Origin of the sequence: Myroides albus (assembly GCF_024722315.1) — a bacterium.
In the GTDB taxonomy this organism is placed as follows: Bacteria; Bacteroidota; Bacteroidia; order Flavobacteriales; family Flavobacteriaceae; genus Flavobacterium; species Flavobacterium album_A.
In genome coordinates this window covers 1,229,275-1,254,917 of record NZ_CP102754.1, presented here as the reverse complement: position 1 = coordinate 1,254,917, position 25,643 = coordinate 1,229,275, and the positions used below count along the sequence as shown (strand labels likewise).

Here is a 25,643-nt window from a genome sequence, read left to right as displayed (position 1 = left end):
TTTATATTTTAAATTTATTTCTAAGTTTGCAAACAAATTAATACACAACATAATAATGAAAATGGATATTTCAGAATCAATTTCACTTGATAAATATGGTATTAAAGATGTTGTAGAGATTATCTATAATCCTTCTTACGACGTTTTATATAAGGAAGAAACTAATCCTGCACTTACGGGATTTGACAAAGGTGTAGTAACAGAGCTTGGAGCTGTAAACGTGATGACTGGTGAATTCACTGGACGTTCTCCAAAAGACAAGTATATCGTTAAAGATGCTGTTACTGAAAACACTGTTTGGTGGAACACTCCAGAATCTCCAAATGATAATAAACCTATTGATGGTAAAACTTGGAATGCTTTAAAAGCAAATACAGTTGAGCAATTATCAGGAAAAAAACTTTATGTCGTTGATGCATTTTGTGGCGCTAACGAGAATACTCGTTTAAAAGTTAGATTTATTATGGAAGTGGCTTGGCAAGCTCATTTTGTAACGAATATGTTTATTCGTCCTACAGCAGAGGAGTTAGCTAATTTCGGAGAACCAGATTTCGTTGTGATGAATGGTTCTAAGACTACCTTCAAAGATTATAAATCATATGGTCTTAACTCTGAGGTTTATATTGCATTTAACTTAACAGAGAAGATTCAAGTTATCGGTGGTACTTGGTACGGTGGTGAGATGAAAAAAGGTATGTTCGCAATGATGAACTACTATTTGCCATTACAAGGTATGGCTGCAATGCACTGTTCAGCGAATAAAGGTAAAGATGGTGATGTAGCTGTATTCTTCGGATTGTCAGGTACTGGTAAAACGACATTGTCAACTGATCCAAAACGCGAGCTTATTGGTGATGATGAGCACGGGTGGGATGATGAAGGAGTATTTAACTTCGAAGGAGGTTGTTATGCTAAAACTATCAACTTGTGTCAAGAGAATGAACCAGATATTTATGGTGCTATTCGCCGTGATGCTTTGTTAGAGAACGTTACAGTTGATGCTAATGGTAAGATCGATTTTAACGATGGATCTGTTACTCAGAACACGCGTGTATCTTATCCAATTAACCATATTGATAATATTGTAAAACCAGTTTCAAAAGCAGGACCTGCTACTAAAGTAATCTTTTTAACTGCTGATGCTTTTGGAGTTATGCCTCCAGTGTCTAAGTTAACACCAGAACAAACGAAATACTATTTCTTGTCTGGATTTACTGCAAAATTAGCTGGAACTGAACGTGGAGTTACAAAACCTGAACCTACTTTCTCTGCATGTTTTGGAAAAGCATTCTTATCTTTACACCCAACGCAATATGCTGAGGAGTTAGTAAAGAAAATGGAAGCAAATAACGCAACTGCATATATGGTAAATACAGGATGGAATGGTACAGGAAAGCGTATTTCTATAAAGGATACACGTGCTATCATTGATCGTATTTTAGATGGATCTATTGAGAAAGCTGATACTATTGTAGTTCCTGTATATAACTTTGAGGTTCCTACTGCTTTAGAAGGAGTAGATACAGGAATCTTAGATCCAAGAAACACTTATGAGGACGCTCAAATATGGGATGATAAAGCAAGAGAATTAGCTGCTTTATTTATTGAGAATTTTAAATTATACTCTACAAATGAAGAAGGAAAAGCATTAATAAGTGCTGGACCACAACTGTAAGGTTATAATTTTTCACATAGAAAAAAGGGTAAGTGATCATTCACTTACCCTTTTTTGTGTTATATAAAGCCATAAAAAAAGCTTCTTATTAAGAAGCTTTTGGATATTATTTATTTACCTTTTGAATATATTTCTCAAGTGCCATAGTCATTGAAGGCGTTTCGGGAGCAGGAGCCATAATATCAACTCTTAAGTTGTTGTCTAATGCTTCTTTTTGAGTAGATGTTCCAAATACAGCTATTCTTGTATTGTCTTGTGAAAAATCCGGGAAATTCTTAAACAGAGACTTTATACCAGTAGGGCTAAAGAATGCAAGAACATCGTATTTTACGTCTGCTAAATCCGATAAATCACTCATCACAGTTTTATAAAATGTTCCAGGTACCCAATTGACTTTTAGTTGATCTAAAGTTGTTGGGATATCGTTATTTAACTGATCAGATGAAGGTAATAAGAACTTTTCGTCTTTGTATTTTTTAATAAGCGGAGCTAAGTCAGCAAAATCTTTTTGGCCAACATAGATCTTTCTTTTTCTGTAAACTACATATTTCTGCAAGTAGTAAGCTACAGCTTCCGATTGGCAAAAATATTTAAGTGTTTCAGGTACTTTGAAACGCATTTCTTCAGCAACCCGAAAGAAGTGATCCACAGAGTTTTTACTGGTTAGAATGATAGCAGTAAAGTTATGTAAATCAATTTTTTGGTGTCTTACCTCTTTGGCTTCTACGCCCTCTACATGAATAAAGGGTCTAAAGTCAATTTTTACTTTGTACTTTTGTTCTAACTCAAAGTAAGGTGAATTCTCCACTTTAGGCGCTGGTTGAGAAACCAAAATTGTTTTCACTTTCATAGTTATGTTTCTTAATTATGCTCAGATATTTTTAAACCAAAAATAGAGTAGAAAATAAGGAGCTATTTCAAGGGTGCAAAGATACAAAATAAAATAGAACAACTTATTTAATATTGATTTTTGATTGTTTTTTATAAAAATGATATATAATAATACATTTATTGCGATTAATGTAAAAATAAGGATAAGTGTTAGGCTTCTGCTGTTTATTTCATTGTAATAAAGCAGTACATCTACGAATAATAGCATCATCCCCATGTAGTTTCTATAAGTCGCTTTTTGTAAGTTTAGGGCATCCGCAAATTCTTCTATATTAAAAGCGACTGCAATAATCTTGTCAATTAAGTACTTTGCAATTACAAAAAACGCAATAAAATTGATGATTTGGATAAAAGAATTTAAGGTGATTTGCTCGATGTATCCAAATGTTTTTAAGCTAATCTGGATAAAGAAAGTAATCGATATCAATTGAATAGCTAAAAAGGATAGTGTGAAACTATTACGTAGGTTTGTGTTGTCTTTATAAATTTTCAAATATTTATTGGATGCAGCAAGTTTTGTAAACTCTGCAAACCTCACACTAAATATTGTTCGATTAATAGCCAGTACAGAGAATGCGATAAAGAATAGAGCTGTAGCCCAATCTTTATTCAATACGATTCTATCTATTAAAACTATATTCTCCATACAAGGTGCAAAATTAAGAATTTTTTTGCCTGTTTTCATGGTTTGTAGATTATTTAAGTTTTAACTTTCTATAAAAAGGTTACTTTTGTATTCAAACAATCTATAATGAGCTTAGGACTTGTCATTATACCAACCTATAATGAAATTGAAAATATTAGTTTAATTATAACTGCTGTTCTTGAATTAGAAGAACAGTTTCACGTTTTGATTGTTGATGATAACTCCCCTGACGGTACTAGTAATGCCGTGATAGAACTTCAGTCACAATTTCAAGGTCGACTGTTTCTTGAAACAAGATTAAACAAAGATGGACTGGGGACAGCTTATGTACATGGTTTCAAGTGGGCTTTAGAACGAGAATATGACTATATTTTCGAAATGGACGCCGATTTCTCTCATAATCCAAAAGATTTATCGAAGTTGTTAGCCGCTTCTCAGCGCTCTAAAGGGTTAGCTATTGGTTCGCGCTATGTTACTGGTGTAAATGTGGTAAATTGGCCTCTTAACCGCGTGTTATTATCTTATGGAGCTTCTATTTATGTTCGATTGATTACAGGAATGAAAATTAAGGACACAACTGCTGGTTTTGTTTGTTTTTCAAGAGAAGCTCTTCAACAGATTGATCTAGATAAAATACGCTTTGTAGGATATGCTTTCCAAATTGAGATGAAGTATCGTACCTATGTTAAGGGATTACCTATTGAGGAGGTTCCAATCATATTCACAGATAGAACAAGAGGGGAATCCAAGATGTCAGGAGGTATTATTAAAGAAGCAATATTTGGAGTCATTGCTTTGCGAATTAGAAAACTACTAAACACACTATAATGACAAATTATTTAATTAAAAATGGAACTATTGTCACTGAAGGAAAGTCCTTTGTTGGAGATCTTTTAATCGAGAATGGTTATATAAAGAAGATAGGTCATAATCTTCAAGTTGATAGTACCATTCAAACTATTGATGCAAGTGGAAAGTTAGTGCTACCTGGAATGATTGATGATCAAGTGCACTTTCGCGAACCTGGTTTAACCCATAAAGGCGATATTCAATCTGAATCTCGTGCTGCTGTAGCTGGGGGAATTACTTCTTTTATTGAGCAACCGAATACTGTGCCTAATGCTGTGACTCAGGATATTTTGGAAGAGAAGTATAAGAGAGCTGCAGAAGTATCATTTGCCAATTATTCTTTTATGATGGGAGGAACAAATGATAACTTAGAAGAAGTGCTTAAAACAAATCCAAGAAATGTAGCTGGTATTAAGTTATTTTTGGGGTCTTCTACTGGAAATATGTTAGTGGATAATCAAGAAGTTCTGGAAAAGATTTTCTCAAGTACCTCTTTGTTGATCGCTGTACATGCGGAGGATGAAGGAACAATTCGCAAGAACTTAGCTGAACACAAGGAAAAGTATGGAGAGGATATCCCTGTACAATGTCATCCTGTTATTCGCAGTGAAGAAGCATGTTATCTATCTTCGTCAAAGGCGATTGAATTAGCAAAGAAAACAGGCGCAAGATTACATGTCTTTCACCTATCTACAGCCAAGGAAACGGAATTGTTTAGAAATGATATTCACTTGAAAGACAAAAAAATCACTGCAGAAGTTTGTGTACATCATTTGTGGTTTACAGATAAAGACTATGCTGTTAAGGGGAATTTCATCAAGTGGAATCCTGCAGTAAAGTCTGAAGTAGACCGAGAAGGACTTTGGAAAGCTTTATTAGATGATAGAATTGATGTTATCGCAACTGATCATGCTCCACATACATTAGAAGAAAAAAGTAAGTCTTATTTGAATGCACCTTCTGGTGGTCCCCTTGTTCAACATGCTTTAGTAGCATTATTGGAAAGTGTTAAGCAAGGAAGAATTACAATTGAGAAACTTGTAGAGAAATTCGCTCATAATCCTGCAATACTATTTCAAGTAGAGAAAAGAGGTTTTTTAAAAGAAGGCTATCATGCAGATGTTGTTATTGTTGATAGTGAAAGTGAGTGGACTGTAGATAAATCTAATATTTTGTATAAATGTGGTTGGTCTCCTTTCGAAGGAACTGCATTTAGTTCAAAAATAACTCATACTTTTGTAAATGGATTTTTAGCCTATGCCGATGGAGTTGTTAATACGGAACACAAAGGACAAAGGTTATTATTCGAGCGTTAATATTTTTAGTTGAATGAAAAAACTGATTGTTTTATTCTTTATCGCCTTCTTAGTTGTTTCTTGTAATGATAAGAAGCCTACTCCTTTCATTGAAAAAAGTAAAATGGAAGAGATTTTATATGATATAGCAATGCTATACGCAATTAATAACTCTTATGTTTATACGGTTGATAATGATACGATACCAAGAATCACTATTAATTCTATTTTCAATAAACATCAGGTAGACAGTCTTTCTTTTACAGAAAACAATGCGTATTATATCAATTTGAATAAAGGTGTATATTATGAAATGCAAGATCGAATTTACGCTCGTATTGTGATAAATCAAACAAAATTTGAGGTAGACGATTTTGTCAATAAGGTTTTGGATACGAAAAGAATTGATGTTAAAATGATGAGAAATGCCGTCAAGAATCACCTTGATGAGCTATCTGAAAAAAGCGATTCAGCAGGAGAACTAAAAGTTGACGGAGATAGTATAAAACAGTTAAGTAATCAGGATAAGACTCAAGTTGATTCACTTAAACAAAAGAGTAAGCGCAGAATAGCGCGAATAGTCAAAAACGATACGCTAAGTATTGACACGATAAAACGCGTAAAATAAGATATGTCTAAAGCCTATCCATTGGATAGGCTTTATTTTTTTGTATAGTGATATTGAATAATTTCAGGAATAAACTCTTGATAAGACTTTAAAGTAAATGGTAAGACTTGCAATAGCTTTTGATTGTCATAGGTGTATTTTGAATGTGACGACAGTGCAATAGCTTTTGTAAAACTTCTTTTTTTGCCTGATATCAAGGAAATAAAAGCATCTAATCTCCAAGCAATTCTGCATAACCATTTAGTAGCAAATATAAAAGGAGGTTTCTTATTCATTAATTCGGCAATGTAATTCAGTAGTTCTTGATACGTGATATTATTAGCTACAACGATGTATTTTTCGTTAAATAGATCACTGTCCATAAGGTGAATCATTGCATTGACAACATCTTCTGCAGAGACGATAGCTGCTGTTCCGTTTGTGTAAAAAGGGAAGTCTTTTTTTATCTTTTGAAAGAACTCATTACTTCCTTCGTAATTAAATCCTTGGCCGAAAATAATACCAGGATTGACGATGATAACTTTTAATCCTTCTTGAGTCCCTCGCCAAACTTCCATTTCAGCACCATATTTAGTTATGGCGTAATCGCTGTGATAAAGCTCTGGATTCCAGTTTGTTTTTTCATTGATGATCTTGTTCTTTGCTAAAGTTTCTCCCAATGCAGCAATAGAACTTACATGGCAAAACTTTTCAACTTCAAAGGCTATCGCTAAGTTGACAAGATTGGCAGTTCCCTCAATATTCGTTTGTCTTAATACCTTCTCATCACGAGGATCGAAAGACACTAAAGCAGCGCAGTGATATACCTCCGTAATGTTTTGGAAGGCTATTTCTAAGGCAGGTACATCTAATAGGTCAGCTTTTACCCATTCAATTTTTAAGAATAGGTCTTCACTCTTTTTCAATTTAAAAAAAGATTGAGTTTTCTTGATGCTATTTTCGTGTCTGTATATAGCGCGGACTACAGGCTCATTTCTGAGTAGTTGTAGGATTAGATGCGCTCCGACCATACCGGTTGCTCCTGTTACTAATTTCATACTTTATACAAAAATAAGTTTTATGTTTTACATACTGAAAAATTATGAAATAAAGTTGAAAACTAACGCCCCTATTGTCAGTTTCTAATTGATAAATGTATAAAACGACTAAAAGTGCAGTGAATATTGGAATTTTATTCCATAAGCTAAGGTTTTGAGCTATCTTTGTGTAAAATTTATTTAAATGAAGAATTTTATTGAAGAAGTGACTTGGAGAGGAATGCTCCACGACGTAATGCCAGGCACTGAAGAACATTTGTTGGAGCAAATGCGTGCTGCGTATGTGGGGATTGACCCAACAGCCGATTCATTGCATATTGGACATTTAGTAAGCGTGATGTTATTGAAGCACTTTCAATTAGCAGGACATAAGCCTTACGCTCTTGTAGGGGGAGCTACTGGGATGGTTGGAGACCCTTCTGGTAAGTCTAATGAGAGAAATTTATTAGACGAAGAAGCTTTACGCCATAATCAGAACGCAATTAAAAACCAATTAAGCCGTTTTTTAGATTTTAATTCAGGTGCTGAGAATGCTGCTGTGTTAGTAAATAACTATGACTGGATGAAGGACTTCTCTTTCTTAGAGTTTATTCGTACAGTAGGTAAGCATATCACAGTGAACTATATGATGGCGAAAGATTCTGTAAAGAAACGCCTGAACGGAGAGTTTGCAGATGGAATGTCTTTTACAGAGTTTTGTTATCAACTAATGCAAGGATATGACTTTTTGCATTTATACAAAGAGAATAATATTACATTACAAATGGGAGGATCTGACCAATGGGGAAATATCACTACTGGTACAGAGTTAATCCGCAGAACAATTAGCGAGAAAGCCTATGCGCTTACTTGTCCATTGATTACTAAAGCTGATGGTACTAAATTCGGTAAGTCAGAAGGAGGTAATATTTGGTTATCTGCAGAGTACACTTCTCCATATAAATTCTACCAATATTGGTTAAACGTGGCTGATGCTGACGCAGAGCGTTATATCAAGATCTTTACTTTTATATCAAGAGAAGATATTGAAGCATTAGTGAAAGAGCATACAGAAGCTCCACATTTACGTGTGTTACAACGCCGTTTAGCAGAAGAAGTAACTATTATGGTACATGGTCAAGAACAGTTAGACAATGCTATCAAAGCATCTAATATCTTATTCGGTAACTCTTCTACAGAAGATTTAAAACAATTAGATGAAAAAACGTTCTTAGAAGTTTTTGATGGAGTTGGACAATCAGAAGTGGCAAAGGCTGATATCGAGGCAGGATTAAATATTGTAGATGCATTAGCTGCTAATTCTGACTTAGCGTCTTCTAATGGTGATGCTCGTCGTTCGCTACAAGCAAACTCTATTTCTGTTAATAAAGAAAAGGTTACAGAAGATTATGTGATAACAGCAAATGATTTAATTAACGATCAATTTGTTTTATTGCAAAAAGGGAAAAAGAACTACTTTATTTTACATGTAAAGTAATTGAATACTATATGCTTAAAGCCTCTACATTGTAGGGGCTTTTTTTTTGACACTTATCGAGAATTTTAATTATTTTATAAATCTACCATATACATGGTATTTCGCAACTTACTGCATTGAGGTAAATTTGTATCAGATAATAAAAGAAAGAACATTGCCTTTATTGTTTTGAAGGTGGTGAGATTTTCTAACATTGATATCTACACCAAAGTGAATTTATATTAAAACCCAAATAAGATGCAATTAGTTGACAAAAGACGAGCACTTGAAACTCGTGACTTAAATCACATCAATACAATCTTTTCTATGCACACATCCATGTGTATGTGTCCATGCTGTTTTCTATAGAAGCATACCGCTTAAGAGCATTTCTGTGATGCTCTATAAAAATTCATTTTTCACAAAGTATTTCAATTAAATTTTAATCAAAGGATAGATTATAGGTCTATTACTAAAAGTAGTTTTATGCAAAAAATTTACGTAATTCTGTTTGTGTTTGTTGGTATTCTAACATCCCAAGCTCAAGACACTTTAGTATCAGGAACGGTGTCTGATTCTAGTGGTACACTGCCAGGAGTTAGTGTATTAATAGAGAATAGTTCACAGGGAACTATGACTGATTTAGATGGTAATTATTCTATAAATATAAAGGATGGACAAGTATTGGTATTTTCATTTGTAGGATATCAAACGCAGAAAATTGCTTATAAAGGACAAGCAAATGTCAATATTTTGCTAAGCGAGGAATCTGCAAACTTAGACGAAGTTATTATTACAGTGCCTTATGGTACAGCAAATAAGAAAACTTACACAGGATCTGTAGGATTAGTGCAAGCTAAGAATATTGAGAAAGCGCAGGTTAGTAATGTTTCTAAAGTATTAGAAGGTACTATTGCCGGAGTGCAATCGTTTTCGTCAAGTGGACAGCCTGGATCTGAAGCAACTATACGTATCCGTGGTATTGGTTCTATTAATGCCAATAGCAAGCCTCTTTATGTTGTTGATGGGGTGCCATACGAAGGAGAGTTGAATGCTATCGCAGCTACAGATATTGAATCTATGACTGTGCTAAAAGATGCTACTGCTGCAACATTGTATGGTTCGCGTGCAGCAAATGGTGTAATTATGATTACAACAAAACAAGGGACAAGAGAAACAGCTCCTCAAATTGAGATTAGTGCAAAACACGGTATTTCAAGCCGTGCACGTAATGACTATCGCGTATTGGGGACCAATGATTATATGGAGTTGCAATGGGAAGCTATTCGCAACGGACAAATGGATGCTGGAGGAAAATCACCTGAAGCAGCAGCTGAATATGCAAGTCAAAACTTGATTAGTCAGATAGGTATTAATCCTTACGGAACGAATAACCCAATGCCCGTAGGTACTGATGGTAAGCTTTTACCAGGATTAAAACCGTTGTGGAGTGACAACTGGGATGATGCTTTACAACAAAATGCTCGATTTACAGACGTGAATGTTAGAGTAAGTGGTGGTGGAAAGAACACGAGATATTTTGTTTCGGGAGGTTTTTTAAATGACCAAGGTTATGTTATCGAATCAGGATTCAAGCGTTATAACCTTAGATCTAATATCGTAGTAGATGCTAAAGATTGGTTAGAAGTAGGTCTGAATGTTGCTGCTTCGAGTTCGATACAAAATTTCCCAAAACAAGATGATAGTGAACAGTCAAACGTTATCTTATTTGCCAGAGTAATGCCTTCTTTTTATCCGATTTACCAAAGAGATTTGGCAACAGGAGCTTATTTGGTAGATCCAAATACAGGAGGACGTATGTTTGATTATGGAAACTACAGAGCTTCTTCATATGCTAAGTACAACTTGATTGCAAGTATGCCACACGACTTGAGCGAGATCAAGAAAGATATTGCAAGTGTTCGTACTTATGGACAAATTAAGTTTTTAGATAACTTAAAATTTAAATCTTCATTAAGTGTTGACTATAATAGTACTAATAATCACAATGTAACAAACCCTCTTTACGGTCCATCAGTTGAGTATGGAGGAAGTGTGGACCGCAAGAACACACGTACTGTTAGCATGACTTTTAATAACGTATTGAATTACAACTTAGATATAGACGATAAAAATGCAATATCTGCAATGGTGGGGCAGGAGTTCTATTCGTATGATTCAAATTATTTTGGAGGTCAACGTGAGCAGTTAATCATGAATGGTTATTTTGAACCAGATGCGGCGTCTAAGGTAATTGACTTTTTTGGAAAAGCAGATGAGTATAAAATGTTGAGTTTCTTCGGAAATGCTCAGTATTCATATGACAAGAAATATTATTTGTCAGCTTCTTTTAGAAGAGATGGTTCTTCTCGCTTTTCACCTGATAGTAGATGGGGTAACTTCTGGTCATTTGGTGCATCGTGGAGAATTATTGATGAGGAGTTTATGAATCAATATAGAGATACTTGGTTGAGTAATTTGCTTTTTAGAGCAAGTTATGGAGCACAAGGAAATGACAATGTTGGATATTATGCTTATCAAGCTTTGTACGCAATACAAAATAATTTAGGAGATCCAGGATTAGTAACATCGAGATTGGGAACAGAGGATTTGTCTTGGGAAACTAACTTAAATATGAATATTGGACTTGACTTTGGATTTTTCAATGAGCGATTGTCTGGTACAATAGAGTATTTCGAAAGACGTTCAAAGGATTTATTATTTGATAGAGATTTAGCTTCTTCTACAGGTTTTACTTCTATTCAAGAGAATATTGGAGCAATGAAAAATTACGGTTGGGAGTTTACGTTAAATGGTACGCCAATCATGACCGAAGATTGGAGATGGAGTGTAGGATTGAACTTGACTACGTATAAGAATAAGATTACTTCTCTGCCATCTGAGGCGATTTGGAGTGGAAATAAGAAATGGGTAAAAGGTGGTTCTTTGTACGATTTTTATTTACCAGAGTGGGCAGGTGTTAACCCAACAAATGGAAATGCACAATGGTATCTTCAGAATGGAGATGGATCAAAAACTATAACAGATGATTATTCACAAGTTGACAAAGTTGAACATAAAGTAAAACAAGGAAATTCTCTGCCTGATGTATCAGGAGGTTTCTCAACAGAATTAACTTATCAGAATTGGTCATTATCTGCAAACTTTGCCTATAACATTGGTGGAAAGATTTACAATGGTGACAAGATGAGTTTATACAGATCTTCAGGAGGAGGAACTAACTGGAGTACGGATATGTTGAATAGATGGACGCCAGATAATCCTAATACAGATGTAGCTAAAGTTTCTACGCATCCAAAGAGTGCATGGAATCAGTCTTCGGATAGATTTTTAGTTGATCGTTCTTACTTAAAACTTAAAAACCTAACGGTATCTTATAATGTGCCACAAGAATGGCTGAAGAAAGTAAGATTGTCTTCTGCAAGTGTATACTTCCAAGCTGAGAATCTTTTTACTTGGACGAAAGAACAAGGTCTAGACCCTGAGCAAACTTTTGATGGTAGTACGTATTTCCGTTACCCTGCCATGAAAACGATTTCTCTTGGGATTAATGTTAAATTATAAAAAATCGAATTATGAAAAATAGCGTAATTAAATATATAATAGGAGCTTTTATACTTTCAACAAGTTTGATTTCTTGTTCTTTGGATACTGATCCAACAGATGCTATTGAAAGTGAGAAAGTGTTTAGTACTGTAGAGGGGAATGAAAAGGTATTGAATGGTGCATGGAGTTATTTAATGGAAAGTTTTTCTACTTATGCTAATCCTGGTTTTGGATCATTTTTGCGTACAAATGATGCTATGGGTAGTGATGTAGTATTGAATGGAAGGTATGGTTTTCGCGCGCACTACTTATTTAATGCATTGTATTCAAAGGCGAGAACGAATACGCACAGTTGGAATTTAGCCTATAAAACTATTGACAATGCTAATAATGTGATTGCAAAAGTTTTTGAATCGGAAGGTTCAGTTGTTGACAAACAACGAGTTCGCGGTCAAGCTTTAGCATTGAGAGGTTTTATGTATCTACATTTAGCATCGAGTTATGCTTATGCAATTGATTTAGATCCGAATGCTATTACAGCTCCGATTTACTTGGAGCCAACGAGCAGTGCAACTAAACCAAGACCTGCTGCTACAGTTACAGAGGTTTATTTGCAATCTATTAAAGATTTAGAAGAAGCACTTACATTGATTCCTGAGACATATAAGAGAGGAAACACAATGAAGCATAAATTTGATCGTGAAGTAGTTTTGGGACTGCTTTCTCGTGCACATTTATACGCAAGAAACTGGAAAGAAGCTAAAGAGTACTCTGATCAATTATTGGCTTTGAATAGTTACTTAATGAATGAAAGTGAATACAAAAGTGGATTCAGTGATTCGAGTAATGGAGAGTGGATTTGGGGACATGCTCAAAATGAATCTCAAAAGAATGCATCTTATCAATTTAATTATTTAGATGTTACTTCAAGTCAGAGTTACTACTATAGCTTTAATGCGGATCCTTATTTTAGAGATTTGTTTGACGAAAGTGATTATAGAAAGAGCATGATTTATTGGGCACCAGACCCTTCTAATACAGAGCCAAAAGATGGTAATACTGCTTATATGCGCTATGCTAAATTTAAGTTTAGAGGTTCTCAGATAGCAGATATTGTATTGATGCGTACTTCAGAGATTTACTTGATTAATGCAGAAGCAAAAGCGCGATTAGGAGAGGCAGATGCAATTGATGTTCTGAATACTTTAAAGACAGCAAGAGGAGCTAAAGAAGTGAGCGGTCTAATGGGACAAGATTTGTTAGACGAAATCTGGATTGAGAGAAGAAAAGAACTTTTTGGCGAAGGGTTTGCTTTAATCGATATTATTCGCAATCAACAAAAAGTGGTTCGAAAAGCGTATCCTCAAGATAAGTTAGTTGATTTTACATACGAAGAAATGGATAGTACTGGAAAAATCTCTCAAGTAGTTGTAAAACTTTTACCAATGGGGCATGATGCTGTTAAGTTCCCTGACGGTTCAGATTTTATAGAAAATAGCAAGTATTATCTCTACCGAATACCAGAAGTAGAAGAAAGAGAGAATCCAAATCTATATTTGAATCGATAAAATTATAGTACGGATTATCATTTATAGTTGATTAGTTAGTGAGAAGTGAGATAACTTGAAAGATAGTTATCTCACTTTTTATTTTGTGGTTTTATGTGCCTGTTGAATCTGTTGTTCTTTCTGAGCAAAATTTCCATTGAATGAAGTTGTATATATCGTTGTATTGAATATTGTAAAGTTCGGCTTCAATACGGTCTACCGAGTTAAAGTGTAGAGTAGTTTTCCTCAATTTCGATTTAGAAGTTTGTATGGCACTAGAGGGTGAAGTGCCTTTTTGTTTTATCTTTGTTATTAATTAAAAGAAATGATTATGTTGTGCGTTGCTATTATAGATCAACAAGAGTTAACCAAATTTGCCATCAAGACTATTTTAGAGGAAAGGAGTAAGGATACTCTTTGTTATCAAGAGGTTGTTAATGCACATGATTTGAGAGAGTTTCTGAATAAGTGTGGCAAAACATATGTTTTTTTTAACCCACAGTCTTACAATTTTGAGCAACAGATCAATCAAATTTTTATGTTTCAAGAGCAGTATGTCAATTGTCATTGGGTCATGCTTTTTGATGAGTTAAATGAATCTTGGTTGAAGCGTATGTTGCAAATCAAGAAGGTCGATTTTAGTGTTATTTTTAAGACAGACACACTTGATAGCATAACCAAAGGTATAGATGAAGTACTATCTGGAAAAGTGTATTTGAATGATGCTGTTCAAAAGATTTTGGAGGAACACCAAAAGTCTATTCACAAGGTAGAACAGGTACTGACAGTTGTAGAACGCGAAATTCTAAAAGAGATAGCCTTTGGCAAAATGACAAAGGAAATTGCTGCTGAGCGAAATATTAGTGTGCACACCGTGATTACACATCGCAAGAATATCTTTAAAAAATTGGAGGTGAATAATGTTCACGATGCTACGCGTTATGCTATTCGCGCTGGTATCATAAAAGTCAATGACTATTATATATAGTCTGGATTGATTACTGGATAGTATTTTACGTTAGTTTCTTATTATAAGCAATTTTTTTTTATGGGTAGAGCTAAGGATAAGGTTAGTTTATTAGAGCAGAGTGAAAGTAGTTTCAACACTTTATTTGTACTTGTAGAACAGTTATCTACAGAACTGCAGCAAAAGACTTTTAATTTTGAAGGTAGAGATAGAAACATCAGAGATGTATTTGTCCACCTTTATGAATGGCATCAGCTATTGTTAACTTGGATTTCAAATAATCAACAAGGGAATCAGACGTCTTTTTTACCTAAGCCTTATAATTGGAAAACGTATACGGCTATGAATGTAGAGTTTTGGAAAAAGCACCAAGCTACGTCTTTGGACGATGCTAAGATATTACTACAACAGAGTCATCGAGATACAATTCAAATAGTGAAAGCTTTTACAGAAGATGAATTATTCGTTAAAAAGTATTTCAATTGGACAGGTTCTACAAGTCTTGGGAGCTACTGTGTATCGTCTATGTCAAGTCATTATGAATGGGCTATTAAAATAGTAAAGTCACACGTGAAATCAGGTAGTGAAAGCGAATGATTGATGGCTCTAACCTCATTATAGGATAAGGCGTGATTTAGAGTGTTTTCTGAAAAGGTAAATAGGTGAAAATCAGCCCTATATTTCTACATTGATTTAATTAAGTTAATTGATATTTGGCTACCAGTAGCTTTATGTCAATATTTTTTTTTAGTAGTATCACATTTTTATTGTTGAGAGATTGCTTGCACTTTCTTCGGGTTTTCTAGGGGGATGCTTCGGGTTTTATTGGGAAAAGGCGTCTTTTTGCGAAGAAAACCCGAAGGATACTCGAAGAATGCTCCAAGAAAGTCGCATGAAAGTGTGGTTATTCTTCGCGCTGATCTATTATTATATTTACTTTAAATTATGTAAATATTTATTTTAATTGAGACAAATATTTGATTTTTAATATGTTAGTTTGTCTGTTTTTCATAATTTTGTTGTGGTAATCTTAACGGAATATATTATGAAAAAGTATTTGTTGTTTTTCGCTACTATTTTATGTTGTGTTTTTTTAGGGGGGTGTAGTTCGGATGAAAATTCGAAGAAGAAGGATGATGGTAATGAATCGAATAACTCAGGTACCGAGATTTCGGTTGCTCATTATTCGAAAGCCATTAAAAAAGATTGGTTAGCTTCTAAGTTTGTGTACTTAGATAGAAATAATAAAGTGATTCTTGAAGAAGATTTAAGCTTTTATAGAGTTTGTGATTTGGATTTATATAGCTTCAAAGAGGATAAAGTTTTTATGGAAAATCACAGTTTTGATTGTAGTGAACTTTACAAAAGCGTTGCAGATTATAAAATCGAGGGAGAGAACTTGTTACTTTTTGCCAAGGAGATGAATGATAACTTAGAACCTTTAGAAATTATTTCTTTGACAACGAAACAATTAGTTTTGAAAGTTGATGATAAATATGATTTCTTTTATGGTAAGCAAATTAATCTGCCTGAAGGTGCTACAGCGAAACAGGTCATTTTGGTTGCTAAATAGTAAATGTATATAAAAGAAAAAACTGCTGTACAGCAGTTTTTTCTTTTATATAGGACTTTGGTTTTTAAACATTTCTTTATTGATTTCGTCAATGTACTCAAGAACTTCATCTCTACCTATTTTGTCTTCAGAGGAAGTTACAAAATAAGGAGGCATTTCTTCCCAATTGTCTGCTAACATTTTCTTTCTATAATCAGCGACTAAACTATTTACCTTTTGTTTTCCTACTTTATCTGCTTTAGTAAATATAATAGAAAAAGGTACTTCAGATTGCCCCAAGTATTGCATGAACTCTAAGTCAATTTTTTGAGCTTCGTGTCTGATGTCTACTAAAACAAATGCGCTAACAAGCTGTTGTCTTTTTTCGAAATAATCTGTAATGAATTTTTGAAATGTAGATTTTGTCTTCTTACTTACTTTTGCATATCCATATCCAGGTAAATCAACTAAATACCAATTTGAGTTAATCTTAAAGTGATTTATTAATTGTGTCTTTCCCGGTCTTGAAGATGTTTTTGCAAGATTCTTTTGGTTTGTAAGCATATTAATCAAAGAAGATTTGCCGACATTAGACCTTCCGATGAAAGCGTATTCAGGGATAGGTTCATTAGGGCACTTCTTCGCGTCAGAGTTACTTACGACAAATTCTGCAGTATTAATTTTCATATTTTAGTAATTGCGCTTTTTAAACCAAGCGTATAGTAATTTATTAAATTCGTCTGGATGTTCCATCATCGCTGCGTGTCCACATTCATCAATCCAATATAGATCTGAATCAGGTAGTAGTTCGTTAAACTCTACTGCAACTTCGGGAGGAGTTACCTTGTCGTTTTTCCCCCAGATTAGACAGGTTGGTACATTTATTTTTGGTAAATCTTTAGACATATTGTGGCGTATTGCACTTTTGGCAATAGTAATAGTCTTGATAACCTTCATACGGTCATTTACAGTAGCAAAAACTTCATCTACTATTTCTTTCGTAGCTATTTCAGGATGATAAAACACGTCCTCTGCTTTTTTCTTGATATACTCATAGTCACCACGCTTTGGATAACTATCTCCCATAGCACTTTCATATAAGCCAGAGCTACCTGTAAGTACCATAGCTTGTAAGTACTCAGGATACATCTTAGAAAAATACAAAGCAATATGTCCTCCTAAGGAATTTCCTAATAGGATTACTTTTTTGTGTCCAAGGTGGTCGATAAAGTCTTTAACAAACTTAGCAAATGCCTTTACGTTTGTCTTTAAAATGCTATTTGTGTATAAAGGTAGTTCAGGGAGAACTACTTTGTAGCCTTCTTTCGGGAAGAATTCTGTAACACCATCAAAATTGCTCAGTCCGCCCATTAAACCGTGTAAGATGATAATTGGAGTTCCATCACCAATCTCAACATAACGGAATTTACCATCTACTTTTAAAGTTCGCTCCATGTAGTTTCTAAATGCGATTTTTAAATTCCCACAAATATAAGGTTTTATTAGGGACAATGTTTCTAATAAAACTATAAAAAAACATTTAACTGCAAATTAGATGAAATATAGTGGCAGAAAACGATACTTTTTTAGGTCTGAAAAAAGCGCTTTTTTGTCGTTTTAGACTCATTCAAATTGTAGATTTTGCTAAAATATAAGTGTTTAAAATCAAGTGTTTAGTATGCTAAACCTTGAAATAGTGTAGTATTGCGAAAACTTATTAACAAAGTGGGAAAAAGTGGGAAAAAGTGGGAAAAAAAGTAGTACATTTGCTAAAATAACATTAATAGGTGTGGTTTGTCTTTTATAGTCGGAACATATGAGTGTAAAATTGATGCCAAAGGTCGTGTGTCAGTACCTGCTTCTTTGAAGAAGCAGTTGCCTGCTATGGCTGAAGGTTTCGTGTTGAAACGCTCTGTGTTTGAACCATGTTTAGAGTTATGGCCTATGGCTGAATGGAACAAGATGATGGAGAAAATCAAAAAATTAAACCCTTTTGATAAGAAAAATGATATGTTCATTCGTCGCTTTATGGCTGGTGTTAAAGAAGTGAGTATTGACGATGCAGGTCGTTTGTTAGTGGCAAAAGACTTGATCGAGTATGCCAAAATCTCGAAGGAACTTGTGTTTACTTCTAAGGTGAATATAATTGAAATTTGGGATAAAGGATTGTATGAGAATATTTTGAGTGAGGATGAAAATATTGATTTTGCAGACTTGGCTCAAGATGTAATGAGTAATATTAGTTTTGATGAATAAAGAAGATTACGGTTATCATAAGCCTGTTTTGTTACAGGAAAGTGTAGATGGATTAAATATTAAGCCTGATGGAGTGTATGTTGATGTTACGTTTGGAGGAGGAGGACACTCTCGTGAAATATTAAGTCGTTTAGGTGAGAATGGTAAACTGTATGGATTTGATCAAGATGCAGATGCCTTGGATAATGCTATTGACGATCCGAGATTTGTGTTGATCAATCAAAATTTTAGATACTTAAAACGCTATTTGCGTTTTTATGGAGAAAAGGAAGTAGATGGGATTTTAGGTGATTTAGGAGTTTCTTCACATCAGTTCGATGTTGCTGAGCGCGGTTTTTCAACGCGTTTTGATGGAGAACTGGATATGAGAATGAACCAAAAGAGTGAAATATCAGCTTATCATGTGGTGAATGATTATGAGGAGAAGGATTTGCGAAATATGTTCTATCTCTATGGAGAGTTAAAAAATGCTGGAGCGATTGCCAATACGATTGTCAAGAGTAGAGCAGAAGAGCCGATTAAGAATACTGATGATTTGAAGCGTGTGCTTGCGAGGTTTTTGCCTGCACATAAAAGCGCAAAGATTTTAGCTCAAATTTATCAAGCTATTCGAATTGAAGTGAATCAAGAAATGGATGTTCTGAGAGAGATGCTTGAGCAAAGTGCAGAAGTTTTAAAACCTGGAGGTCGCTTGAGTGTTATTTCTTATCATTCTTTAGAAGATAGATTAGTAAAGCGCTTTATGAAAAATGGAATGTTTGAGGGTGAGCCAGAGCGCGATATGTTCGGAAGATTTGAAGTTCCTTTAAAACAATTGGGGAAATTGATAATACCGACAGACGAGGAAATAAGTGTAAATAATAGAGCAAGATCAGCAAAACTAAGAGTAGCAGAAAAGAAATGAGAAAGAATCTCGTAAGTCCAATGGATGTCATCAAGGCGAAAATTCTCGTTCATGAGGATTCAGCCAAGAACTGGGCGATTATCATTTATGTGATTTGCCTTTGCTTGATATTGATTTGGAATACACAAGCTTATGAGACTAAGGTTTTTAAGGTTACTGCTCTTACGCATGAAGTGAAAATGCTCAGAGCTGAGTTTGTTGACACGAGATCAGAATTGATGGAGTTGAAGATGGAGTCAACAATCACTAAAAAGTTGGAGGATGAGGGGATATACCCATCAGAAACTCCGCCAACTAAAATTAAAGTGAATTTAGAAAGTAAGAAAGAAAGTTTTTGGAGTAGGTTATGGCATTAGAGAGGAGAGGGGTTTACTTAAGGCTTTATCTTATGTCTGCTGCAGTGATTATTGTTGCATTGTGTATCATTTATCGCTTGGTCAAGATTCAGGGGGTTGAAGGAAAGGAGCTAAGAGCTAAAGCGCAAGATAAAACTCGTGTAAAAGAAGAAGTAATTCCCGCAAATAGGGGAAATATATATTCAGCAGATGGAAGTCTTTTGGCAACATCTGTTCCGGTCTTTGAAATTCGATTTGATGGTGTAGCACCAAGTAAGGAAGATTTTGAGAAAAATCTTAAACCTCTATCTGACTCTTTAGCTGTGATGTTTGGTAAGAGTTCATCTCATTATCAAAATCTAATGAGAAAGGGTAGGGCAAATAATAGTAGGTACATCTTAATTGCTCGTGGGTTGAGTTATACTCAATTTGTAAGAGTGCGAAATTTTCCACTTTTTAATCGTGGTCCATATAAAGGAGGTTTTATTTCTTTACAAAAAACGATTAGACAACACCCTATCGGCAGGATTGCTCAACGTACTATTGGATATGAAAGGCAAAATGACGATAAGACTTTTGGTAGAGTAGGAATAGAAGGAGCATTTAGCAATTACCTTAGCGGTGTAGATGGAAGAAGAAAAATGCAGAGTATTGGAAAAGATCAATGGAAGCCAATCAACGACGAGATTGAATTAGATCCTGTTGATGGAAAAGACATTGTCTCTACAATCGATGTTTATATACAAGATATTGCACATCATGGTTTGTTGAAAGCACTTCAAGACTTTAATGCTGATCACGGTACTGTGATTGTTATGGAAGTGAAGACAGGTGCGATTCGCGCCATCTCTAATTTGGGGAGAGCGGAATCAGGAAACTATTATGAGACTATAAATTATGCTCTTGCGGAAGTTCATGAACCGGGGTCAACGTTTAAGTTAGCTTCTCTTTTGGCTTTATTGGAGAAAGGGAAAAGTGATACGGCTCGTATTTACGATACACAAGACGGTATTGTAAAGTTTTATAATGCAAGAGTGCGCGATTCGAAATGGGGTGGATATGGAAAGATATCCTTAGCAAGAGGAATAGAAGTTTCTTCCAATACGGTGATTACTCAAGCTGTGAATGAGGGGTTTCAGAATAACCCATCAGAGTTTACAGATTACCTGAGTTCATTGGGAATGGATAAACCCATAGGGGTGCCTATTCTGGGAGAAGGCTCTCCATATATACCAAAACCTGGTGCGAAAGGTTGGAGTGGGATTGCACTGCCGTGGATGGCGTTCGGATATGGACTATCTGTGACACCGATGCATACTTTGATGTTGTACAATGCTGTGGCAAATAATGGAGAAATGGTTAAACCGCAGTTTGTGTCAGAGGTTAAAGAGTTTAATCGCACGATAGTGAAGTTTGAAAAGGAAGTCGTAAATCCTCAAATAGCTTCTCCAGAGGTGATTAAGCAAGTACAAGCTGTTTTAGCAAATGTTGTTAAGAAAGGGACAGGAAGAAAATTGGATTCCAAAAACTTTTCGATGGCAGGTAAAACGGGAACAGCTCAAGTGAATTACGGAAAAGGAAAAGGGAAAGAGATGTATTATTCATCTTCATTTGCAGGATATTTTCCTGCTGATAATCCTAAGTACTCTTGTATAGTTGTAATTCATAGACCTGATCGCAGTAAGAGTTATTATGGAGCTGATGTATCCGGGCCAGTGTTTAAGAAGATTGCTCAAAAGATTTATACAGATGTTCCTATTACAACTGAACTCGAAGAAGTGAATCACGTTTCTTCAGAAATTCAGAATAGTTATGCAGACTATTTTACTAAAGTGAATGATGAGAATCAGGTAATGCCGAATGTAAAAGGGATGTATGTGATGGATGCTTTACCATTATTAGAGAATTTGGGATTGAATGTAGCAGTACATGGTATAGGAAAGATTAAAAATCAATCTATTCCAGCTGGAACAAAAATAGAAAGAGATAAGAAAGTAGTATTAGAATTATAGTGAGAAAGCTAAAAGACATATTATATAGAGTAGAAATAAAATCTGTAGTAGGTTCAACCGATCTTGCTATAGATTTCATTGCTTTTGATTCACGTAAAGTGAAAGCAGATACATTATTTGTAGCTCAAAGAGGATCTGTAGTAGATGGACATGAGTACATCAGTCAAGCTATAGCACAGGGTGCCACAGTGATTGTGTGTGAAGAGTTGCCTTCTGATATAGTTGATAATGTAACTTATGTATGTGTAGAAGACTCTGATTTGGCTTTAGCTCATATGGCCAATAATTTTTATAATGAGCCTTCATCTAAGTTACATTTAGTTGGTGTTACTGGAACAAATGGTAAAACAACTATAGCGACATTGTTGTATAATTTGTTTACCAATATTGGGTATAAGGTAGGATTGTTATCTACTGTAAAAATTATCGTTGGTAAGAAGGTTTACGAAACGACGCACACAACGCCAGATTCACTGACTATAAATTATTATATGAATGAAATGGTCGCTGAAGGTTGTGAGTATTGTTTTATGGAAGTGAGTTCTCATGGAATTGTTCAGAAACGCACAGATGCTTTGAACTTTAGAGGTGGGATTTTTACCAATTTAACACATGACCATTTAGATTATCACAAAACATTTGCAGAATATAGAAATGCTAAGAAAATCTTTTTTGATCAACTTAGTAGTAAGGCTTTTGCAGTGACCAATGTGGACGATAAAAACGGAATGTTTATGGTTCAGAATACAAAGGCAAAGTTAATTACTTACGGTCTGAAAAATGTATCAGATTACAAAGGACAGATTCTTGAGAGTCAGTTTTCTGGTATGTTAATGAAAGTAAATCAACAAGATGTATGGGTACAGTTGATAGGTGCATTTAATGCAAGTAATTTGTTAGCTGTGTTTTCTGTTGCTGTAGAATTGGGTGTTGATTTTCAAGAGGCTTTGTTGCAATTGAGTAAACTGACAAGTGTAGCAGGGCGTTTTCAATATATTGTAGGAAGAGATAATATAACGGCAATTGTCGATTATGCTCATACGCCTGACGCGCTTAAGAATGTAATAGAGACGATAAACTCTATCCGAACTTTTAATGAGAAGTTGATAACGGTAGTTGGTTGCGGAGGAAATAGAGATAAAACGAAAAGGCCAGAGATGGGACAGATAGCTTCTGAATTGAGTAGTAAAGTAATTTTCACTTCCGATAACCCAAGATTCGAAGAACCATCTGAGATTTTGGAGCAGATAGAAGCTGGTGTTGAGCCTCAGAATGCGATGAAAACAATTGTAGTAGAAGATCGCAAACAGGCTATTAAGCTTGCTTGTCAACAAGCTGTAGCTGGGGATATTATTTTAATAGCAGGTAAGGGACATGAAACTTACCAAGATGTTAAAGGAGTAAAAAGTCATTTTAATGACTTAGAGATTGTAACTGAGTTTTTGAAACAATAAGAGGAGAATAGAATTATGTTGTATTATTTATTTCAGTATTTAGATAGTATTTTGAAAATACCAGGAGCGGGAGTGTTTCAGTACATTACTTTTCGCTCAGGAATGGCAGTGATTTTTTCATTGTTGTTTTCTATCATTTACGGAAAGAGAATTATTAGATTTTTATACAGAATGCAAGTAGGAGAGACCGTTAGGGATCTTGGTCTTGAAGGACAAAAAGAGAAAGCTGGTACGCCTACTATGGGAGGAGTAATTATTATTTTAGCAACTCTTATTCCTGTATTGCTTTTTGCAAAATTAGATAATGTCTATGTCTTATTGTTGATATTAACTACCCTTTGGATGGGAGCTATTGGTTTCTTAGATGACTATATTAAAGTATTTAAGAAAGATAAAGATGGGTTAAAGGGAAGATTCAAAGTTGTAGGACAAGTAGGGTTGGGGCTAATTGTAGGTTCAGTTTTATACTTTAGTCCAAGTGTCACTGTTAGAGATACACCTGCTAATCAGGTTATCGTTGAGAGTACTGTAAGTAAGTACGATGTTAAATCGACAGCAACAACGATTCCTTTTTTCAAAGATAATGAGTTTGATTATAATATGCTGATTAGCTGGATGGGGGAAGGAGCAGAAAAGTATGCTTGGCTTGTATTCATTCCTATAGTCATTTTTATTATTACAGCAGTATCGAATGGTGCTAATCTCACCGATGGTATAGATGGCTTAGCCGCTGGTACCTCCGCAATATCCACTTTTGTGCTGGGTATTTTTGCGTTTGTATCAGGTAACGTAATATTTTCTAATTATTTGAATATTATGTATATCCCAAATTCGGGTGAAATGACTGTTTTTATATCCGCCTTTATGGGAGCTCTGATAGGATTCCTATGGTATAATACCTATCCAGCTCAAGTGTTTATGGGTGATACAGGAAGTTTGACAATAGGGGGGATTATTGCAGTTATGGCTATCGCTGTTCGTAAAGAGTTATTGATTCCAGTATTGTGTGGTATATTCTTGATTGAGAATTTATCTGTAGTGATGCAAGTATCTTATTTTAAGTATACGAAAAAGAAATATGGTGAAGGAAGAAGGATTTTCTTAATGTCTCCTTTACACCACCATTTTCAAAAGAAAGGATATCACGAAAGTAAGATTGTTACTCGTTTCTGGATTATAGCCATATTATTGGGCGTATTTTGTTTAGTATCACTAAAACTGAGATAAGATGAAGAAGATTGCAATTTTAGGAGCAGGAGAAAGTGGTGTAGGTACGGCTATTTTAGCATTGCAAAAGGGATATAGTGTTTTTGTTTCCGATTTTGGGACAATAAAAGATAATTATAAAGAAGCATTGACAAATGCTGGTATTTGTTGGGAAGAGAATGGGCATACAGAAGCGGAGATTTTAGATGCTGATGTAGTTGTAAAAAGTCCAGGTATTCCTGATAAAGCACCAATCATTAAGAAATTAGTTGATAAGGGTGTAAAGATCATTTCTGAAATTGAATTTGCATATCATTTCAATTCAGAATTATCAATAGCTATCACAGGAAGTAATGGAAAGACAACAACGACAATGTTGACTTACAAATTGCTTAAGGATGGGGGGTTAGATATCGGTATAGCTGGTAACATTGGTGACAGTTATGCTGGTCAAGTTGCAAGTAATCCTGAGAAATGCTATGTGCTTGAGTTAAGTAGTTTTCAGTTAGACGGAATAGTAGAATTTAGACCAAATATTGCTGTACTAACTAATCTAAGTCCAGATCACCTGGATCGATATGATTATAAGTACTCGAATTACATTGATTCTAAGTTTAGAATCACTATGAATCAAACGGCTGAAGATTATTTTATTTATGATTATGACGATGAGGAAATTCAACAGTGGTTGAAAACTCATACAATAAAAGCTAAGGCATTGCCTTTCTCATTGTATAAAAAATTAGATGAGGGGGCTTATGTTGAGGATAAAAATATTGTTGTGACTATGAATAAAGAAACAATTGTATTGCCAATTGAAGATTTAGGAATTGAGGGATTGCATAATGTGAAAAATGCAATGGCAGCAACTACTATTGCTCAATTAAAGAGAATTCGAAAGGATAAGATTAGAGAAAGTCTTTCTGATTTCCAAGGGGTAGAGCATAGACTTGAAAAAGTCTTGAAAGTAGATAATGTTCAATATATTAATGATTCAAAAGCGACTAATATCAATGCTACTTTCTTTGCTTTGGAAAGTATGAAGACACCAACAGTGTGGATAGTAGGTGGTGTTGATAAAGGGAATGACTATCACGAGTTAATGCCTTTGGTTCGCGAAAAGGTGAAAAGTATTGTTTGTTTAGGGCTTGATAATACCAAAATACGCGATGCTTATCAGAATGTAGTAGAATCATTTGTAGAGGTTCAAACGATGAATGACGCTGTGAAAGTGGCACAAAGTTTAGCAGAAAGTGGCGATGCAGTATTGTTGTCACCTGCTTGTGCAAGTTTTGATTTGTTTGAGAACTACGAGGATAGAGGAAGACAGTTTAAAGATGAAGTACATAATTTATAAAGTAAGTAT

General features: G+C 34.8%; 22 protein-coding genes. 17 read left to right on the top strand and 5 right to left on the bottom strand.

The annotated features are described in order from the left end of the window. Nucleotides 1-61: 61 nt before the first annotated feature. Entirely contained in the window at nucleotides 62-1,675 is a 1,614-nt protein-coding gene (pckA, locus tag NWE55_RS05865; RefSeq protein ID WP_155092141.1) for a phosphoenolpyruvate carboxykinase (ATP), read from the top strand. A 106-nt stretch (nucleotides 1,676-1,781) separates the two neighbouring features. Here pckA and NWE55_RS05860 read toward each other — a convergent pair whose 3' ends face one another. Next, nucleotides 1,782-2,525 (bottom strand): uroporphyrinogen-III synthase, encoded by a 744-nt coding sequence (locus NWE55_RS05860; protein ID WP_155092083.1) that lies wholly within the window; start codon nucleotides 2,523-2,525, stop codon nucleotides 1,782-1,784. Between the two features lie 21 nt (nucleotides 2,526-2,546). Then, nucleotides 2,547-3,251 carry a DUF4271 domain-containing protein gene (locus tag NWE55_RS05855; protein ID WP_258204661.1) on the bottom strand — a complete coding sequence of 235 codons (705 nt, stop codon included), beginning with the start codon at nucleotides 3,249-3,251 and terminating at the stop codon, nucleotides 2,547-2,549. A gap of 66 nt (nucleotides 3,252-3,317) precedes the next feature. Here NWE55_RS05855 and NWE55_RS05850 point away from each other — a divergent pair, with 66 nt between their 5' ends. From NWE55_RS05850 to NWE55_RS05840, 3 genes are read left to right on the top strand one after another with little or no spacing between them, the layout of a single operon-like run. Continuing rightward, nucleotides 3,318-4,040: a polyprenol monophosphomannose synthase gene (locus tag NWE55_RS05850; RefSeq protein WP_155092085.1), complete on the top strand. Its 723-nt coding sequence runs from the start codon at nucleotides 3,318-3,320 to the stop codon at nucleotides 4,038-4,040. Further along, nucleotides 4,040-5,377, top strand: a complete 1,338-nt coding sequence (locus NWE55_RS05845; protein ID WP_258204660.1) for a dihydroorotase — start codon at nucleotides 4,040-4,042, stop codon at nucleotides 5,375-5,377. Before NWE55_RS05850 ends, NWE55_RS05845 begins: the two co-directional genes overlap by 1 nt. Before the next feature lie 13 nt (nucleotides 5,378-5,390). Further along, nucleotides 5,391-5,984 carry a DUF4296 domain-containing protein gene (locus NWE55_RS05840; RefSeq protein ID WP_155092087.1) on the top strand — a complete coding sequence of 198 codons (594 nt, stop codon included), beginning with the start codon at nucleotides 5,391-5,393 and terminating at the stop codon, nucleotides 5,982-5,984. 32 nt (nucleotides 5,985-6,016) lie between these two features. On the opposite strand, the gene NWE55_RS05835 is transcribed toward NWE55_RS05840, so the two are convergent. Beyond that, the gene (locus NWE55_RS05835; RefSeq protein ID WP_155092088.1) at nucleotides 6,017-7,021 is read right to left on the bottom strand and encodes an NAD-dependent epimerase/dehydratase family protein; all 1,005 of its coding nucleotides are present in this window, start codon (nucleotides 7,019-7,021) and stop codon (nucleotides 6,017-6,019) included. A 184-nt stretch (nucleotides 7,022-7,205) separates the two neighbouring features. Between NWE55_RS05835 and tyrS the strand changes: the two genes are divergently transcribed. From tyrS to NWE55_RS05805, 6 genes are all read left to right on the top strand, one after another. Further along, entirely contained in the window at nucleotides 7,206-8,498 is a 1,293-nt protein-coding gene (tyrS, locus tag NWE55_RS05830) for a tyrosine--tRNA ligase (protein ID WP_155092089.1), read from the top strand. A 465-nt stretch (nucleotides 8,499-8,963) separates the two neighbouring features. Next, nucleotides 8,964-12,062 (top strand): SusC/RagA family TonB-linked outer membrane protein, encoded by a 3,099-nt coding sequence (locus NWE55_RS05825; RefSeq protein WP_155092090.1) that lies wholly within the window; start codon nucleotides 8,964-8,966, stop codon nucleotides 12,060-12,062. Between the two features lie 11 nt (nucleotides 12,063-12,073). Beyond that, a complete protein-coding gene (locus tag NWE55_RS05820) occupies nucleotides 12,074-13,612 on the top strand; it encodes a RagB/SusD family nutrient uptake outer membrane protein (RefSeq protein WP_155092091.1) in 1,539 nt (512 codons plus the stop codon). A 304-nt stretch (nucleotides 13,613-13,916) separates the two neighbouring features. Then, complete coding sequence (locus tag NWE55_RS05815) at nucleotides 13,917-14,579, top strand: response regulator transcription factor (RefSeq protein ID WP_230381514.1); 663 nt, start codon at nucleotides 13,917-13,919, stop codon at nucleotides 14,577-14,579. A gap of 60 nt (nucleotides 14,580-14,639) precedes the next feature. Next, nucleotides 14,640-15,155 carry a ClbS/DfsB family four-helix bundle protein gene (locus NWE55_RS05810; RefSeq protein WP_155092093.1) on the top strand — a complete coding sequence of 172 codons (516 nt, stop codon included), beginning with the start codon at nucleotides 14,640-14,642 and terminating at the stop codon, nucleotides 15,153-15,155. Nucleotides 15,156-15,603: 448 nt separating this feature from the next. Beyond that, complete coding sequence (locus NWE55_RS05805; protein ID WP_155092094.1) at nucleotides 15,604-16,131, top strand: hypothetical protein; 528 nt, start codon at nucleotides 15,604-15,606, stop codon at nucleotides 16,129-16,131. A 45-nt stretch (nucleotides 16,132-16,176) separates the two neighbouring features. Here NWE55_RS05805 and yihA read toward each other — a convergent pair whose 3' ends face one another. Together yihA and NWE55_RS05795 are read right to left on the bottom strand one after the other, a co-directional pair. Next, nucleotides 16,177-16,797 carry a ribosome biogenesis GTP-binding protein YihA/YsxC gene (gene yihA, locus NWE55_RS05800; protein WP_155092095.1) on the bottom strand — a complete coding sequence of 207 codons (621 nt, stop codon included), beginning with the start codon at nucleotides 16,795-16,797 and terminating at the stop codon, nucleotides 16,177-16,179. A 3-nt stretch (nucleotides 16,798-16,800) separates the two neighbouring features. Next, nucleotides 16,801-17,565, bottom strand: a complete 765-nt coding sequence (locus tag NWE55_RS05795; protein ID WP_155092096.1) for an alpha/beta fold hydrolase — start codon at nucleotides 17,563-17,565, stop codon at nucleotides 16,801-16,803. A gap of 339 nt (nucleotides 17,566-17,904) precedes the next feature. Here NWE55_RS05795 and mraZ point away from each other — a divergent pair, with 339 nt between their 5' ends. The 7 genes from mraZ to murD are packed head-to-tail and all read left to right on the top strand — an operon-like array spanning nucleotide 17,905 to nucleotide 25,634. After that, entirely contained in the window at nucleotides 17,905-18,366 is a 462-nt protein-coding gene (gene mraZ, locus NWE55_RS05790; RefSeq protein ID WP_155092097.1) for a division/cell wall cluster transcriptional repressor MraZ, read from the top strand. After that, complete coding sequence (rsmH, locus tag NWE55_RS05785; protein ID WP_155092098.1) at nucleotides 18,359-19,270, top strand: 16S rRNA (cytosine(1402)-N(4))-methyltransferase RsmH; 912 nt, start codon at nucleotides 18,359-18,361, stop codon at nucleotides 19,268-19,270. The genes mraZ and rsmH overlap by 8 nt, the downstream gene beginning before the upstream one ends. Further along, a complete protein-coding gene (locus NWE55_RS05780) occupies nucleotides 19,267-19,626 on the top strand; it encodes an FtsL-like putative cell division protein (protein ID WP_155092099.1) in 360 nt (119 codons plus the stop codon). The genes rsmH and NWE55_RS05780 overlap by 4 nt, the downstream gene beginning before the upstream one ends. Then, nucleotides 19,617-21,617, top strand: coding sequence for a PASTA domain-containing penicillin-binding protein (locus tag NWE55_RS05775; protein WP_155092100.1), 2,001 nt, complete (start codon nucleotides 19,617-19,619; stop codon nucleotides 21,615-21,617). The genes NWE55_RS05780 and NWE55_RS05775 overlap by 10 nt, the downstream gene beginning before the upstream one ends. Further along, entirely contained in the window at nucleotides 21,617-23,071 is a 1,455-nt protein-coding gene (locus tag NWE55_RS05770; protein ID WP_160339659.1) for a UDP-N-acetylmuramoyl-L-alanyl-D-glutamate--2,6-diaminopimelate ligase, read from the top strand. Before NWE55_RS05775 ends, NWE55_RS05770 begins: the two co-directional genes overlap by 1 nt. A 15-nt stretch (nucleotides 23,072-23,086) precedes the next feature. After that, complete coding sequence (gene mraY / locus NWE55_RS05765; RefSeq protein WP_155092101.1) at nucleotides 23,087-24,298, top strand: phospho-N-acetylmuramoyl-pentapeptide-transferase; 1,212 nt, start codon at nucleotides 23,087-23,089, stop codon at nucleotides 24,296-24,298. 1 nt (nucleotide 24,299) lies between these two features. Next, complete coding sequence (murD, locus tag NWE55_RS05760) at nucleotides 24,300-25,634, top strand: UDP-N-acetylmuramoyl-L-alanine--D-glutamate ligase (protein ID WP_155092102.1); 1,335 nt, start codon at nucleotides 24,300-24,302, stop codon at nucleotides 25,632-25,634. The last annotated feature ends 9 nt before the right edge of the window (nucleotides 25,635-25,643 follow it).